Consider the following 15249-nt stretch of genomic DNA (forward strand, 5'->3'; position numbering starts at 1 on the left):
ACCGGCGCACCCGGCTCAGGCGAGCTCGGGCGCCAGCCCCTTCTTGCGCAGCATCGGCTCGACCGTGGCCTCGCGACCGCGGAAGGCTCGATAGGCCGCGCGCGGCTCGAGCGAATCGCCCGCCGAATAGATGAACTGCTGCAGCCGCTGCGCCACCGCCGGATCGAAGGGGTTGCCGGCCTCGGCGAAGGCGTCGAAGCCGTCGGCGTCGAGCACCTCGGCCCACAGGTAGACGTAGTAGCCGGCCGCATAGCTGGAACCCGAGAACAGATGCTGGAAGTGCGGCAGCCGGTGGTTCAGGCCCAGGGCCGTCGGCGCGCCGATGCGCTCGAGTTCGGCGCGCTCGGCCGCGATGATGTCCGGCCCTTCGGCCGAGCTCAGCGAATGCACCGCCATGTCGACCATCGCCGAGGCGGTGTAGCGCACCGTCTCGTAGCCCTGGTTGAACTTGCGCGCGGCATGCAACTTGGCCACCAGCTCGTCGGGAATCGGCTCGCCGGTCAGGTGGTGACGCGCATGCTGCTTCAGCACCGACGGCTCGGTGAGCCAGTGCTCGAACAGCTGCGACGGCAACTCGACGAAGTCGCGCAGCACGTTGGTGCCCGACAGCCGCTCGTAGGTCACGCTCGACAGCAGACCGTGCAGTCCGTGGCCGAACTCGTGGAACAGCGTGCGGGCATCGTCGAAGCTCAACAGCGTCGGCTCGCCGGGCACCCCCTTGGCGAAGTTGTTGTTGTTGACGACGATCGGCGCCACCGTGCCGCCGCCCGGCGTGTTGCGCGACTGCTGGCGGTAGTTGCTCATCCACGCGCCGCTGCGCTTGCTCGGCCGCGCGAAGTTGTCGTGCAGGAACACGCCCACGTGGCGGCCATCGCGCCCACGCACCTCGTAGACCTTCACGTCCGGGTGGTAGGCGCGGATGTCGGGCCGCGGCAGGAAGCTCAGGCCGAACAGCCGGTTCGCGCAGTCGAACGCCGCATCGACCATGCGCTCCAGCGGGAAGTAGGCCTTGACCGCCGCTTCGTCGAGGTCGTAGCGCAGCGCACGCACCTTCTCGGCGTAGAAGCGCCAGTCCCAGGCGTCGATCTGCAGCGTCTCGCCGCGCGACATCACCAGCGCCTGCAACGCCTCGCGCTCCTCCTCGGCGCGCGACTTGGCGCGCGTCCACACCTGCTCGAGCAGCTGGTTCACCGCTGTCCGCGTCCCGGCCATGGTGTCGGCCAGCGCATAGTCCGCGTAGCAGGCGTAGCCGTGGGCACGCGCCTGCTCGTTGCGCAGCGCAAGGATCTCCTGCGCCACCGGGCGGTTGTCGTGCTCGCCGGCATGTTCGCCACGGCCGATCCAGGCGCGCCAGGCCTGCTCGCGCAGGTCGCGGCGCTCGGAGAAGGTCAGGAAGGGCACGATCAGCGAGCGCGACAGCGTGATCACGTGCACGTCGCCCAGCCCGCGGTCGGCGGCCGCCTGGCGTGCCGCGGCGCGCACGAAGTCCGGCAGCCCTGCGAGGTCCGCCTCGCCGCGCAGCACCAGGTGGTAGGCGGCCTCGTCGGCGAGCACGTTCTGGCCGAAGCGCGTGGTCAGCTCGGCCAGGCGCTCCATCACCTGCGCGTAGCGCCGCTGCGCTGCGCCGCTCAGGCGCGCCCCCGAGCGCACGAAGTCGAAGTGGAAGCGCTCGAGCAGGCGGCGCTGCTCGGGCGTCAGGCCGAGTTCCGCGCGGCGCGAGTGCAGCGCATCGATGCGCGCGAACAGTCCGCCATGCATGTAGATCGCGTTCTGGTGCGCCGCCAGTTGCGCGGCCAGATCGCGTTCGACCTGTTGCAGTGCCGGCGACGTCTCGCTGGCGGCGAGGTTGTGAAACACACCTTCGACGCGGTAGTAGAGCCGTCCGCTGCGGTCCAGCGCGGCAACGGTGTTCTCGAAGCTCGGCGGCGCCTGCTGCGCCGCGATGGCGTCGATCTCGGCCAGGTGCTCGGCACGCGCCGCCTCGAAAGCCGGCGGGAAATGCTCGGCGCGGATCTGCTCGAACGGCGGCAGGCCGAAGGCGGTGTCCCAGGGCTGCAGCAGTGGATTGCCGGTGTCGGACGTCATGGCGGCTCTCGGGGTGATGAGACGCCGCGATTCTAGAAGTCTCAGCGCCGCAGTGCCGGTGCGGGGTTGGCGGCGTGGTGTGAGGAAAAGCGGTCGGCGGCCACCTGGTAGAAGGCGATGCTCTCGTCCAGTGCCGCATGGGACTGGTCGGCGGATGGCGGGCCGCCCTCCACGCCGAAGACGCGCGACCCGCGCTTGGGCCGGAGTTCGACCTGGACACCCTCGCCGACGAAGCCCACGGTCTGGTAGTTGGCCATGAACAGCGAGGGCTGCACGTTGTCGCGCAGCACGTCGCGTCCGAAGAACTCCGACACGTAGCCGAGGTTCAGGAGCCCCAGCACGGTGGGCGCCACGTCGATCTGCGAAGCCAGCGCGTCGACCGATCGCGGCATCACCTTGCCGGGCGCATAGACGACCATCGGGATGTGGTAGCGCTCCATCGGCAGGTCGCTGCGACCGCGCGCGATCGACGTGTGATCGGCGACGAAGACGAACAGCGTGTTGCCGAACCAGGGCCGTGCCCGCGCCTTCTCGACGAACTGCCCGATCGCGTGATCGGTGTATTTCACGGCGCCCTCGCGGCCACTGCCGGAGGGGATGTCGATGCGGCCTTCGGGGTAGGTGAAGGGACGGTGGTTGGACGTCGTCATCACGTGCGCGAACACCTTGCGGCCCGCCGCCGCCCGCACGTCGATTTCGCGCAGCGCGAGGTCGAACAGGTCCTCGTCGGCGACGCCCCAGATGTTCTCGTGGTGGATGTCCTTCTTGTCGATCGCGCTGCGGTCGATCACCGTGTAGCCGTTGCCTCCGAAGAAGCTCGACATGTTGTCGAAGTAGCTGTAGCCGCCGTAGACGTACAACGGCTCCCAGCCCTGCGCCTTGAGCACGCCGCCCAGCGTGAACAGTCCGCCGTTGTCGGGCCGCATCGGCACCGCGTGGCCGGGGGTCGGTGGCACCGACAGCGTCAGCGCCTCGAGCCCGCGCACGGTGCGCGTGCCGGTAGCGTACATGTGCGTGAAGAGCAGGCCTTCGCGACCGAGTCGCTCGAGATTCGGGGTGAGGCCATGCGCCCCGCCGAGGCTCTCCACGAACTCGGCCCCGAGGCTCTCGATCGAGACCAGCACCACGTTCATGTCGCGACGCGGCCCTGCCGGCACGACCTCACGGCGGATCGGCATGCCGGGCAGCGGCATCGGCCGGTAGTGCGCCGGATCGTCGAAGCGGTGCCGCAGGACGGCCTCGGCCTGCTCGGTGGGCAAGGTCGCGTAGAAGCGCGCGTAGTCGATCTGGTTGTAGCGCAGCGCGTGGAAGAACTCCCACACGCCATTGCCGGCGACCTGCACGAGCTGCGGCTGGACCAGCCGCTCCTTCCAGCCGGAGTTCACCGCCACGGTGAGCGCGCTGGCCGTGCCCAGGTAGGCGAGCGCCTGCAGCGAGCGCCGGCCTAGGCACGGCGCGCCCGCCGCGGCAGCGCGGCGCAGCGGCCGCACCAGCGGCAGCGAGAGCAGGCCGGTGGCCGCGCCGATGGCGGCGAACATCGGCGCGAGCGGATAGGACTCGCGGATGTTGCCGATCACCTCCCGCGTGTAGATCAGATAGTCGACCGCGATGAAGTTGAAGCGCGACGCGAACTCGTTCCAGAACACGAACTCGGCGACGCTGACGAAGACCAACCCGCCCAGCAGCCCGATCGCCAGAGCGGTCGCCGTCCAGCCCAGCGCCCTCGGCGCGCGTGCCCGCGGCCACCACCAGCCCAGCAGCACCAACGGCAGGCACCACCACAGCGCCACCGCGGTGTCGTAGCCGAGGCCGTAGAGCAGCGCCGGTCCCAGGCGCAACGGCTCGAACAGCGCGCTGTCGGCGTTGAAGACCGCCAGGCCGATGCGCGTCAGGGCACTGACCCCCAGGAACGCGAGCAGCAGCGGCACCGCCAGCGACAGACGCCCGGGGCCGACCAGGGGGGATTCAGGGTGGCGTTGCGGCTCGTCCATCGGTGCCGCAATGTAGGCACCGCGGATTAAGCCCAGCTTGTCCGCGACGCCACGGCCGCCGGCCGCGGCGCGACTTACTTCCCCTTACGGAGCGCGGCCTCGTCGAGCTGGTCGAAGCGGCGGTTGTCGCATTTCTGGCGGAAGCTGGCGCGGTCGGCTTCGATGGCCGAGACACGGATGTTGAACTGATTGCTGCGCGCGACGAAGTCCTCGATCGCCTTGTCGTGCGCCATGGCGCGTTCCTTGTGCTGCTCGACCGCCGCTGCATTGGCCAGGTCCAGCTTGTCGAGCTCGACCTTGATGTCTTCACGCTGCTGCATCAGGCCGGCCTTTTCCTTCTCGAGCTGGTCGCGCTCGCTGGCGGCCGCCTCGCCGCCGGTCTTGACGCGGTCCTGCAGGGCGAAACATTCGCGCAGTTCGGCACGCGTGAGCAGCGGACCGCTGCCCTTGCCGTTGCCGAAGATGCCCAGCTTGAGCTTGTCGCCGGCGGCGTCGGCCGCGCAGGGCAGGCTGACGGCGGCCAGCGCGAGGCTGAGGACGGTGAGTTGTCGCATGGAACTGGAGGGAGGCTGGTCGAACAGGCGCGCATCATGCCACTGGCTCGCGCATCGTCACGAACTCCTCGGCCGCGGTCGGGTGAATGCCAATGGTGGCGTCGAACTGCGACTTCGTGGCGCCGGCCTTCATCGCCACGGCAAATCCCTGCACCACCTCGCCGGCGTCGTCGCCGACCATGTGCACGCCGACCACGCGGTCGCTCGCCGCATCGACCACCAGCTTCATCAGCACTCGCTCGGCACTGCCGGACAGGGTGTGCTTCAGCGGCCTGAATTCGCTGCGGAACACGCGCACTCCGCCGAAGCGCTCGCGCGCCTGCGCCTCGTTGAGGCCGACGGTCGCCACGTTGGGATGGGTGAACACCGCGGTGGGCACGAGCTCGTAGTCGATGCGACGCTGGCCATTGCCGAACAGGCGGTCGACCAGCACCATCGCCTCGGCCAGCGCCACCGGCGTGAGCTGCAGGCGATCGATCACGTCGCCGATTGCGTGGATTCCTGCCACGCTGGACTCGAAGCCCGCATCGACGACGATCGCGCCGCGTTCGTCCATGCGCACGCCCAGCGCCTCCAGTCCCAGCCCGGCGGTGTTCGGCTGGCGGCCGGTGGCCTCCAGCACGGCGTCGGCGTCAAGCGTGCGGCCGTTCTTCAGGGTCAGGCGCAGGCCGCCGGCGGCGCGCTCGATCGCGGCCAGCTCGGTGCCGGTGAGCTGCACGACGCCGTGCTGGGCCATCTGCCGTGCGAGGAAGCCACGCACATCGTCGTCGAAGCCGCGCAGGATCTGCGGACCGCGCACCAGTTGCGTGACCTCGGCGCCCAGGCCGCGGAAGATCGAGGCGAACTCGCAGCCGATGTAACCGCCGCCCACCACCACCAGTCGGCGCGGGAACTCGGGCAGGTCGAACATCGCGTCGGAAGTCACTGCCAGCTCGCCGCCGGGCAGCCCGGGCACCACCGCATGACCGCCGGTGGCGACGAGGATGTGCCGCGCCGAATGCTCGACACCGTCGACGTCGACCGACTGCGACGAGGCCAGCCGGGCGCGGCCGCGCAGGATGCTCACGCCGGCATCGCGCAGCAGTTTCTCGTAGATGCCGTTCAGGCGCGAGATCTCTCGCGCGCGATTGGCCTTCAGGACCGCCCAGTCGAAGCTCGCCTCGCCCGGCGTCCAGCCGAAACCGCGCGACTGCTCGAAGGCGTCGGCGAAGTGCGCGGCATAGCTGTACAGCTTCTTCGGGATGCAGCCCAGGTTCACGCAGGTGCCACCGAGGGCAGCGCTCTCGGCGACGGCGACACGCGCGCCGCGCTGCGCCGCCATGCGCGCGGCGCGCACGCCGCCGCTGCCGGCGCCGATGACGAACAGGTCGAAGGCAGGGTCGCTCATGGAATTTCCCGGTCGAGCGCGACAATGCGCTTCCTTCATCTTGCCGCAGATCGCCATGTCCCTGCCCCCGCTGCGCGTCGGCCTGATCGGCTATGGCTACGCCGGCAAGACCTTCCATGCGCCGCTGATCGGCGGCGTGCCCGGGCTGGCGCTGGCGGCGGTGTCCAGCCGCGACCCCGCGCGCGTGCGCGCCGACTGGCCCGAGGTCGAGGTGCTGCCCGACGCGCGGGCCCTGATCAGGCAGGCCGACCTCGACCTCGTCGTCATCGCCAGCCCCAACGACAGCCACTTCCCGCTGGCACGCGCCGCGCTGGCCGCCGGTCGGCACGTCGTGGTCGACAAGCCCTTCACCCTGACGCCGGCCGAAGCGCGCGAGCTGTGCGCCCTGGCCCATGCGCGCGGCCGGCAGCTCTCGGTGTTCCACAACCGCCGCTGGGACAGCGACTTCCTGACGCTGCGCACGCTGCTCCAGCGCGGCACGCTGGGCCGCATCGTCCACCTCGAATCGGCCTTCGACCGCTACCGCCCCGAGGTGCGCGCCCGCTGGCGCGAGTCGGCCGCGCCGGGCGGCGGGCTGTGGTTCGACCTCGGTCCGCACCTGCTCGACCAGGCGCTGCAGCTGTTCGGCTGGCCCGAGGCGATCGCGCTCGACCAGGCCACGCTGCGGGACGCTGGGCAGGCCGACGACTGGTTCCAGGCCCGGTTGCGCTATCCGGGCCTGCGCGTCGTGCTGCGCGCGAGCATGCTGGCGGCTGCGCCCGCGCCGCGCTTCGTCGTTCATGGCACGCGAGGGTCGTGGATCAAGCTCGGGCTGGACGCGCAGGAAGACGCGCTGAAGGCCGGCGAGCGCCCGCTCTGGCCGCCGGAGCCCGGCTGGGGCGCAGACCGCAACGTCAGCCTGCTCACGCAGATGCGCGGCGACACGCTGCACACCGACCACTGGCCGCTGCTGCCCGGATGTCAGGGTGCCTTCTATGCGGCTGTGCGCGATGCCCTGCGCGGCGAGGGCGACAACCCGGTGCCCGGCGAGCAGGCCGCGGCGGTGATGGCGCTGATCGAACTGGGGCGGCGCAGCCAGCGCGAGGCTCGCGAGTGCGAGGCCGGTACGCCGCCGATTGCCAGCCGGCCCACGCAGGCGCAGACTGCCGGCTCCGTCCGCCAGGAAGCGTCGCGATGAAGATCCTCAAGTGGCTGCTCGCCGTCGTGCTGCTGCTCGCCACCATGCTGGTGCTCGGCGGTTACATGATCTCGCCGAAGTTCGCCGTGTCGCGCAGCACGGTCGTCGCGGCGCCGCCGGCCAGGGTCTACGCGCTGGTGGCCGAGCCCCGCCGCTGGAAAGACTGGACGGTCTGGAACCGCCGCGACCCGGCGATGCAGATGGACTACAGCGGCCCGCCCAGCGGCGAAGGCGCGGCCTGGTCGTGGCAGAGCGCCAGCGAGGGCAACGGCCGCATGACCTTCACCGCCGCCGAGCCAGATCGGCGGGTGGCCTACGAGTTGTTCTTCCCCGACTTCGGCACCACCTCCACCGGCGAGCTGACGCTGGCGGCAGAAGGCAACGGCACGCGCATCACCTGGTCGATCAACGGCGACATGGGCAGCAACCCGCTGATGCGCTGGTTTGCGCTCGGCGCCGACGCCATGGTCGGCAAGGACTTCGCCGAGGGCCTGGCGGGGCTCAAGGCACTGGCAGAGAGATCCTGACGCTCAGTCGCGCCGATACGGCGGCAGCGCGGCGCCGCAGTCGCGGCAGAACCTGGCGTGGGCCTCGTGGCCCTCGCTCAGGCATTCGTGGCAGGTGCGCGTGGTCGGCTCTCGCCGCACGCGCTGTGCGGTGAATTCGGCGCTGACGATGCCGGTGGGCACGGCGAGGATGCCCCAGCCGAGCAGCATCATCACCGAGGCGATCGCCCGGCCGAGGTCGGTCTTCGGCGTGACGTCGCCGAAGCCCACGGTGGTCATGGTGGTGATGGCCCAGTAGATGCCCAGCGGGATGCTGGTGAAGCCGTTGTCGGCACCTTCGACCACGTACATCAGCGTGCCCATCACCAGCACGACCATCAGCACGAAGGAGAGGAAGACGGCAATCTTGCGCCGGCTCGCCGCGAGCGCGGCGCCCAGCGCGCGGTATTCGGCGACGTAAGCGCCCATCTTCAGCACGCGGAAGATGCGCAGCAGCCGCAGGATGCGCACGTCGATCAGCGCGTGCAGTCCGGGCGCCAGCAGCGCCAGCCAGGTCGGCAGCACGGCCAGCAGGTCGATGATGCCGAATGCGCTGGTCGCGTAGCGCCTGGGCCGGCGCACGCAGGCGAGCCGGGCAACGTACTCCAGCGTGAAGAGCACCGTGAAGCTCCACTCGAGCACGCCGAAGACGCCGCCCAGGCGCGAACCGATCGCCCCCACGCTGTCGAGCATCACCACCGCGACGCTGGCGAGGATCAACCAGATCAGCACCACGTCGAAGGTGCGGCCGGCGCGCGTGTCGGCCTCGAAGATGACGGTGTACAGCGCCAGCCGCCAGCCGCCCTCGGGACGGCCGAAGCGGTCGGCGGCCGAGTCGGCCGGCGCGCGGGGGGCAGCGGTGTCGGGCATGGTGTCGGGGCAGAGTCCGCGTGCCATTGTGGCGCGGCCGGGCTCTGGTCTAATCGCCGCTTTGCGCTGCACCCTGCCCATGGCACTCAAGGCGACCATCTTCAAAGCCCGCGTACAGCTCGCCGACATGGATCGCGGCCTCTACGCCGACCATGCGCTGACGCTGGCCCGCCACCCTTCCGAGACCGACGAGCGCATGCTGATGCGTGTGCTGGCCTTCGCGCTGAACGTGCCGGCCGACGACCGCGAAGGCACGCTGGAGTTCGGCAAGGGCCTGTCGGACACCGACGAGCCCGACCTCTGGCACCGCGACCTCACCGGCCGCATCCGCCACTGGATCGACGTCGGCCAACCCGACGACAAGCGCCTGCTGCGCGCCGCTGGCCGCGCCGACAGGGTCAGCGTCTACGCCTACGCCGCGAGCACGCCGATCTGGTGGGGCGGCATCGCCAACAAATTGGCGCGCGCGGCGAACATCGAGGTCTGGCAGGTCGATGCCGCGCAGAGCCAGGCGCTGGCCGCGCTGGCCCGACGTACCATGCAATTGCAGGTGAGCGTGCAGGACGGCACCGCCTGGGTGGGCGACGGCGAGCAGTCGGTGGAGATCACGCCGCAGCGCCTGAACGCGACGTAAAGAGAGGCCGCAGGGCGTGACGCTGACGATCGAGCACGACGAGACCTCGGGGCGCTTCAGGGCCCTGGTCCACGGCCACCTGTGCGTGTGCGACTACCGTCTGCGCGACGGCGTCATGTTCATGACGCACACCGAGGTGGCGCCCGAGCTCGAGGGACAGGGCATCGCCGCCGATCTGGTGCGCGCGGCGCTGGCCCATGCCCGCGAGCGCGGCCTGAAGGTGCGTCCGCTGTGCTCCTACGTGCAGGCCTACATGCGCCGCCACCCGGAAGTTCAATCGCTGATGGGCTGAACAACGACATGCCGAACCGACGAACCCTGGCTCGCTGGCTGCTCTGCGCCGCAGCCGCCTCCTTGCCTGCCCACGCCATGGCCGACGACAAGAACCGCAACGACGACCCGCACCTCTGGCTGGAGGACGTGCAGGGCGACAAGGCGCTCGCCTGGGTGCGCGAGCGCAATGCCGAGACCGTGAAGCAGCTCGCCGAGCGCGAGGATTTCGCGCCGACGCGCACCAGGCTGCTCGAGGTGCTCAACTCGAAGGACCGCATTCCGACCGTGGCGCGCCGCGGCGAGTGGCTCTACAACTTCTGGCAGGACGGCACGCACAAGCGCGGCCTGTGGCGACGCACCACGCTGGCCGAGTACCGCCGCCCCGCGCCGAGGTGGGAAACGGTGCTCGACCTCGACGCGCTGGCCGCCGCGGAGAAGGAGAACTGGGTCTGGGGCGGCGCCGAATGCCTCGGGCCGGACTATCGTCGCTGCCTCGTGTCGCTGTCGCGCGGCGGCGCCGACGCCAAGGTGATCCGCGAGTTCGACACGGTGGCGAAGCGCTTTGTCGACGCGGGCTTCGTGCTGCCCGAGGCCAAGTCGGACGTGGCCTGGGGCGATGCCGACACGCTCTATGTCGGCACCGACTTCGGCCCGGGCTCGATGACCGACTCGGGCTACCCGCGCATCGTCAAGCGCTGGAAGCGTGGCACCCCGCTGGCCGAGGCGAAGACGGTGTTCGAGGGCCGCAGGGAGGACGTCTGGGTCGGCGTCAGCGTCGACCACACGCCCGGCTTCGAACGCACGCTGATCGTGCGCGCGCTCGACTTCTATCGCCAGGAGACGCTGCTGCTGCAGGGCGACCGTCTGGCGAAGCTCGACGTGCCCGAGGACGCGCGCCTGTCCTTCATGCACAGCGCGGGGCTGGCGGGCGACACGCTGCTGCTCGAGCTGCGCAGCGACCTGCGCGCCGGCGAGCGCGTGCATCCGCGGGGCTCGCTGCTCGCCGCCGACTTCGCCGCCTACCAGAAGGGCGAGCGGCGCTTCCAGGTGCTGTTCGAACCCACCGAGACGCGTTCGCTGGCCGGCACTGCACTGACGCGCAGCCATGTGTTGGTCAATGTCAACGACAACGTCATCGGTCGGCTGGAAGAGTGGAAGCGCGAGGCTGACGGCCGCTTCACCGGTCGCGTGGTCGATGCGCCCTCTCCCGGCAACCTGGGCGTGACCGGCCTGCACGACCCGATGCGCAGCGACGATCCGCTGGCCGAGAGCTACCTGCTGAGCTACGCCGACTTCCTCACGCCCGACTCGCTGCTGCTCGGCCGCACCGGCAGCGACAGGCGCGACACGCTGAAGATGCTGCCAGCCTCGTTCGACGGCAGCGACATGCGCACGGAGCAGCGCTTCGCCACCAGCCGCGACGGCACGCGCGTGCCCTATTTCGTGGTCTGGCCACGCGGCGCCAGGGCCGATGGCACGAACCCGACGCTGCTCTACGGCTACGGCGGATTCCAGGTCTCGCTCGAGCCCTGGTATTCACGCGCCTTCGGCGCCGCCTGGTACCCGCGCGGCGGCGTGCTGGTGGTGGCCAACATCCGCGGCGGTGGCGAGTTCGGCCCGCGCTGGCACCAGGCGGCGCTGAAGGCCAACAAGCAGCGCAGCTACGACGACTTCATCGCCGTCGCCGAAGACCTGATCCGCCACCGGATCACCAGCGCGCGCCACCTCGGCATCGAGGGCGGCAGCAATGGCGGGCTGCTGGTCGGTGCGGTGATGCTGCAGCGTCCGGAGCTGTTCAATGCCGTGGTCAGCCAGGTGCCGCTGCTGGACATGAGGCGCTATCACAAGCTGCTCGCCGGCGCGAGCTGGATGGCCGAGTACGGCAACCCCGACGTGCCCGAGGACTGGGCGGCGATCTCGCGCTACAGCCCCTACCAGAACGTGCGGCGCGACGGCCGCTACCCGACGCCGCTGTTCACCACTTCGACGCGCGACGACCGCGTGCACCCGGGACATGCGCGCAAGATGGTGGCGCGGCTGCGCGAGTACGGCCACCCGGTGCTGTACTACGAGAACATCGAGGGCGGCCACGGCGGCGCCGCCGACAACGAGCAGCGCGCCACGCTGCAGGCGATCGAGTTCACCTACCTCTGGCAGCGGCTCGCGCGCGCCGATTGAGCCCCATGGACGCCGACGCGCTGGCCGTGCTCGCCTTCTGGTTCGGCGACGTGGCGTCACCGCGCGCCGAGTGGTTTCGCAAGGATGCGGCCTTCGATGCGTCAATCCGCGCGCGCTTCGGCGCGATGATCGACGCGGTGCTGGCCGGCCGGCGCTTCGGCGATTCGCCGCCGCAGCGGCTCGCCGCTGTCATCGTGCTTGACCAGTTCACCCGCAACGTCTTCCGCGACACGCCCCGTGCCTTCGCCGGCGACGCGGCCGCCTGCGCGCTCGCGCTGGCGATGGCCGAGCGCGGCGACGACCGCGTGCTGCCGCCATTGCAGCGCGCTTTCGCCTACCTGCCCTTCGAACATGCCGAGGACCTGGCGCTGCAGGACCGCGCCGTGGCGTGCTTCGAGGCGCTGGCGCGCGAGGAGCCGGCGCTGCGCGACATGCTGGACTACGCGCACAGGCACCGCGAGGTCATCCGCCGCTTCGGCCGCTTCCCGCACCGCAATGCCATCCTCGGCCGCGACAGCACGGCACAGGAGGCGGCATTCCTCGAACAGCCCGGCTCGCGCTTCTAGCCCTTCGCCTGCTGCGCCTCGCGGTCCTGCAGCAGCCGCCACATCACCTTGCCCGAGCCGGACTTGGGCAAGCTGTCGACGAACTCGACTCGCTTGGGCACCTTGTAGGCCGCCATGTGCTCGCGCGCCCAGGCGATGATGTCGTCGGCGCCAGTGCTGCCGCGCGCCTCGGCGCGCAGCACCACCACCGCCTTGACCGTTTCGCCGCGGTACTCGTCGCGCGCAGCGATGATGCAGGCCTCCTGCACCGCCGGGTGCTTGTAGAGCAGCATCTCCACCTCGGCCGGCCAGACCTTGAAGCCGCTGGCGTTGATCATCCGCTTGAGCCGGTCGGTGAGGAAGAAGTAGCCCTCCTCGTCCATGCGGCCGAGGTCGCCAGTGCGGAAGAACTGTCGCCCGCTGTCGTCGCCGGGCAGCGTGACGAAGGCAGCCCGCGTCGCCTCCGGGTGGCGCCAGTAGCCCTTGAAGACCATCGGACCGTGGGTGACGATCTCTCCCACCTCGCCCACCGGCAGTTCCTGCAGCGTCAGCGGGTCGACCACGCGCGAATCGACGCCGAAGATCGGAATCCCCAGGCACTGCAGCTTGGCGCGCTCCGGCGGGTTGGCGTGGCTGGGCGCGGCGGTCTCGGTGAGGCCGTAGCCCTCGGCGAAGGTCAGGCCGAACTCGTCCTGCAGCCGCTGCGCCACCGCGTGCGGCATCGCCGCGCCGCCGCCGCTGAGGTTGCGAAGCGAGGACAGGTCGAAGCTCTTGTAGTTCGGGCTGCCGAACAGGTCGATGATCATCGTCGGGATGCAGGTCCAGTGCGAGACCCTGTGGCGCGCGATCAGCCGCGCGGCGAGTTCGCGGTCCCAGCGCGGCAGGATCACCGTGGTCGATCCGAGGTAGACCGAGCCGAGCACGCCGTACACCATGCCGGTGATGTGGAACATCGGCACCACGCCGAGCGCCACCGACTCCGGCCCGCCGTGGCCCCATTGCCCGCCCACCGTGTTGTGCATCAGCGTGCGGTGGGTATGCATGCAGCCCTTGGGCAGGCCGGTGGTGCCCGAGGTGTAAGGCAGCAGCGCGAGGTCGTCCGGCTGCGCGGTGTGATCGCCCGGCACGAGCTGCTGCGCCAGCGCGTCGCTCCAGCGCGTCCAGCGCGGACCGCCTTCGGGCAGGGGCGGATCGGCGCGCAGCCACTGCTCGGTGGCGGCGCCGGGCGCCTCGTCGGGGTGCAGCGCGTCGTCGGGCAAGGCATCGGCGTAGCGCGCCACCAGCACATGCGCGAGGCGCTGCGCGGCGGGCAACGCGGCGTTCGCCTGCGCGACGATGCCGGCGAGGTCGGCGCTGCAGATGACCAGCTTCGCCTCGGGGTCGGCGATGTAGTGGCCGAACTCGTCGGCGCGGTTCATCGGATTGACAGGCACCACCACCGCGTCGGCGCGCAGGATGCCGTACAGCGCGGCGACGTACTGCGGACAGTTCTGCATGAACAGCGATACCCGGTCGCCCTTTCGCACGCCCTGCGCCTGCAGCCAGCCGGCGATGGCGAGGGCCTGCCGATGCAGTTCGCGGTAGCTGACCGGTCGGCCGAAGAAGAGGTAGGCCGGCTTGTCCGGGTAGCGCGCGGCCGACACTTCGAGGTTGAACCACAGCGAGGTGTTCGGCGCGACGACGCTGCGCGGCAGGCGGCGTGGCCAGATGCGGTGGTGCGGTCGCAGGCAGTCGTCGGTGGACACGGCGGGAGCGTCGGGCACGGAGGGGTCCTCGGGGGCGGCCGAAGGGCGGCCGGATCGTCTGCGGGTATACCGCAGCGCCGATCGCGCGGCCACTGGCGGAACCCCGGTCCGCCCTGTCGCGCCGGAGACAAGCAGCGGCCTAGTCTGCGGGTACGAAGGGCCCCTGTGCGAGCAGCGCTGCACGCAGAGCAACGCAGTAGGCAGCATCGGCCTCCCAGGCGCGGCGCGCGATCTGCGCATGCCGCGCCTGCTGCCGAGCCCGGCCCAGCAGTCCGGCAAGTTCGGCCAGCGCGTCGTGCACGACCGCCTGCGAATAATCGTCGAAGTGCGGCGCCACCTCCACCGCGGCCAGGTCGCCCTCGCGCACCGCCGAGTCGAGGCGCCCTGCGTGCGCGAGGCACACCGCATGGTCGGCCCGCGCGATCGTCGCCTCCCAGGTCATGCCGGCACGCGCCGCCGGGTCGACGGTGCGTTCGAACACCGCCGACGCCTGAGCGTACTGCCCCGACAGGCGCAGCATTTCGCCGAGACGCAGGTTGGACTGCAGCCCGGTGTCGTCGATGGTCAGCGCCGCGGCGAGCTGCTGCGCACTGCCCAGGGCGACGAGCGCCTGCTTGAGCTGCTCGCCATCGAGCCGACCGGCGGCCCGCGCGCGGCGCACCTGCTGGGCCTGCGCCAGCGTCATGTAGCGATGCACGGCGGCGACCAGCTGCTCGTCGTTCTCGGCGCGGGCGATGCCGCTGGCGCGCCGGTAGTGGCGCACCGCTTCGTCGACGAGGTCGGCTTCCTGGTAGAGCGTGGCCACGACATAGAGCGCGCGCGCCGCGGCCAGCGGCCGCTGCGCGCCGCCCAGCCGCACCGCCTGGCGCAGGTGCGGCAGCACCTCGCACGGATCGTGGTGCAGGGTGCCGCGGATGCAGCCGAGCCAGGCTTCGCATTCGGCCTCGAGTCCCGCTTCGCCGAGCGCGATGGCGGCATCGCGCGCTTGCTGCACCGGGACGATGGCCTCGCGGGTCTGCGTCCCGTAGTACATCGCCACGCCGCGAGCCAGTTCGAACTCGGCCACCGCCAGCCGGTCGTCGGCGGCCTGCACCGCAGCCTGCGCCGTGCTCAGCGCCTCGGGCAGCTCGCCGACGCGCCAGTGCCGCGCCAGCAGCAGCACCCGCTGCGCCAGCAGCCGGGCCCGCGGCGCGCCCGTCGGCGCCGAGGAGATGGCGCGTTCGCTGCGTTGCAGGAGGCGAAGCATGGCCGAGCAGGGAGGGCGG

General features: G+C 70.8%; 13 protein-coding genes. 6 read left to right on the forward strand and 7 right to left on the reverse strand.

The features are described 5' to 3' along the window. Positions 1-15 precede the first annotated feature (15 nt). The 4 genes from Q0599_RS13840 to gorA all read right to left on the reverse strand — a co-directional run bounded on the left by Q0599_RS13840 (position 16) and on the right by gorA (position 6017). Entirely contained in the window at positions 16-2085 is a 2070-nt protein-coding gene (locus Q0599_RS13840; RefSeq protein WP_298830311.1) for a M3 family metallopeptidase, read from the reverse strand. A 41-nt stretch (positions 2086-2126) separates the two neighbouring features. Next, on the reverse strand, positions 2127-4076 hold the full coding sequence (locus tag Q0599_RS13845) for an LTA synthase family protein (RefSeq protein ID WP_298830313.1): 1950 nt from the start codon (positions 4074-4076) through the stop codon (positions 2127-2129). A 74-nt stretch (positions 4077-4150) separates the two neighbouring features. Further along, positions 4151-4630 carry a hypothetical protein gene (locus Q0599_RS13850; protein WP_298830315.1) on the reverse strand — a complete coding sequence of 160 codons (480 nt, stop codon included), beginning with the start codon at positions 4628-4630 and terminating at the stop codon, positions 4151-4153. 34 nt (positions 4631-4664) lie between these two features. Next, positions 4665-6017, reverse strand: a complete 1353-nt coding sequence (gene gorA, locus Q0599_RS13855; RefSeq protein WP_298830317.1) for a glutathione-disulfide reductase — start codon at positions 6015-6017, stop codon at positions 4665-4667. A 55-nt stretch (positions 6018-6072) separates the two neighbouring features. Between gorA and Q0599_RS13860 the strand changes: the two genes are divergently transcribed. Then, positions 6073-7194, forward strand: a complete 1122-nt coding sequence (locus Q0599_RS13860; protein ID WP_298830319.1) for an oxidoreductase — start codon at positions 6073-6075, stop codon at positions 7192-7194. Further along, positions 7191-7721 (forward strand): SRPBCC family protein, encoded by a 531-nt coding sequence (locus Q0599_RS13865; protein WP_298830320.1) that lies wholly within the window; start codon positions 7191-7193, stop codon positions 7719-7721. Before Q0599_RS13860 ends, Q0599_RS13865 begins: the two co-directional genes overlap by 4 nt. Before the next feature lie 3 nt (positions 7722-7724). Here Q0599_RS13865 and Q0599_RS13870 read toward each other — a convergent pair whose 3' ends face one another. Continuing rightward, positions 7725-8609, reverse strand: coding sequence for an ion transporter (locus tag Q0599_RS13870; protein ID WP_298830321.1), 885 nt, complete (start codon positions 8607-8609; stop codon positions 7725-7727). A gap of 79 nt (positions 8610-8688) precedes the next feature. On the opposite strand from Q0599_RS13870, the gene Q0599_RS13875 reads away from it, so the two are divergent. The 4 genes from Q0599_RS13875 to Q0599_RS13890 all read left to right on the forward strand — a co-directional run bounded on the left by Q0599_RS13875 (position 8689) and on the right by Q0599_RS13890 (position 12260). Next, the gene (locus Q0599_RS13875) at positions 8689-9243 is read left to right on the forward strand and encodes a YaeQ family protein (protein WP_298830323.1); all 555 of its coding nucleotides are present in this window, start codon (positions 8689-8691) and stop codon (positions 9241-9243) included. Between the two features lie 16 nt (positions 9244-9259). Continuing rightward, a complete protein-coding gene (locus Q0599_RS13880; RefSeq protein WP_298830324.1) occupies positions 9260-9535 on the forward strand; it encodes a GNAT family N-acetyltransferase in 276 nt (91 codons plus the stop codon). 77 nt (positions 9536-9612) lie between these two features. Further along, positions 9613-11694, forward strand: a complete 2082-nt coding sequence (locus Q0599_RS13885; RefSeq protein ID WP_298830468.1) for a prolyl oligopeptidase family serine peptidase — start codon at positions 9613-9615, stop codon at positions 11692-11694. A gap of 5 nt (positions 11695-11699) precedes the next feature. After that, positions 11700-12260 (forward strand): DUF924 family protein, encoded by a 561-nt coding sequence (locus Q0599_RS13890; protein WP_298830326.1) that lies wholly within the window; start codon positions 11700-11702, stop codon positions 12258-12260. On the opposite strand, the gene Q0599_RS13895 is transcribed toward Q0599_RS13890, so the two are convergent. Then, positions 12257-14002 (reverse strand): long-chain fatty acid--CoA ligase, encoded by a 1746-nt coding sequence (locus Q0599_RS13895; protein WP_298830328.1) that lies wholly within the window; start codon positions 14000-14002, stop codon positions 12257-12259. The two genes, Q0599_RS13890 and Q0599_RS13895, sit on opposite strands and share 4 nt — an antisense overlap. A 121-nt stretch (positions 14003-14123) precedes the next feature. Then, positions 14124-15230 (reverse strand): hypothetical protein, encoded by a 1107-nt coding sequence (locus Q0599_RS13900; protein ID WP_298830329.1) that lies wholly within the window; start codon positions 15228-15230, stop codon positions 14124-14126. Positions 15231-15249: the final 19 nt, after the last annotated feature.

It is taken from the genome of uncultured Piscinibacter sp. (assembly GCF_937952055.1).
Lineage (GTDB): Bacteria > Pseudomonadota > Gammaproteobacteria > Burkholderiales > Burkholderiaceae_C > Piscinibacter.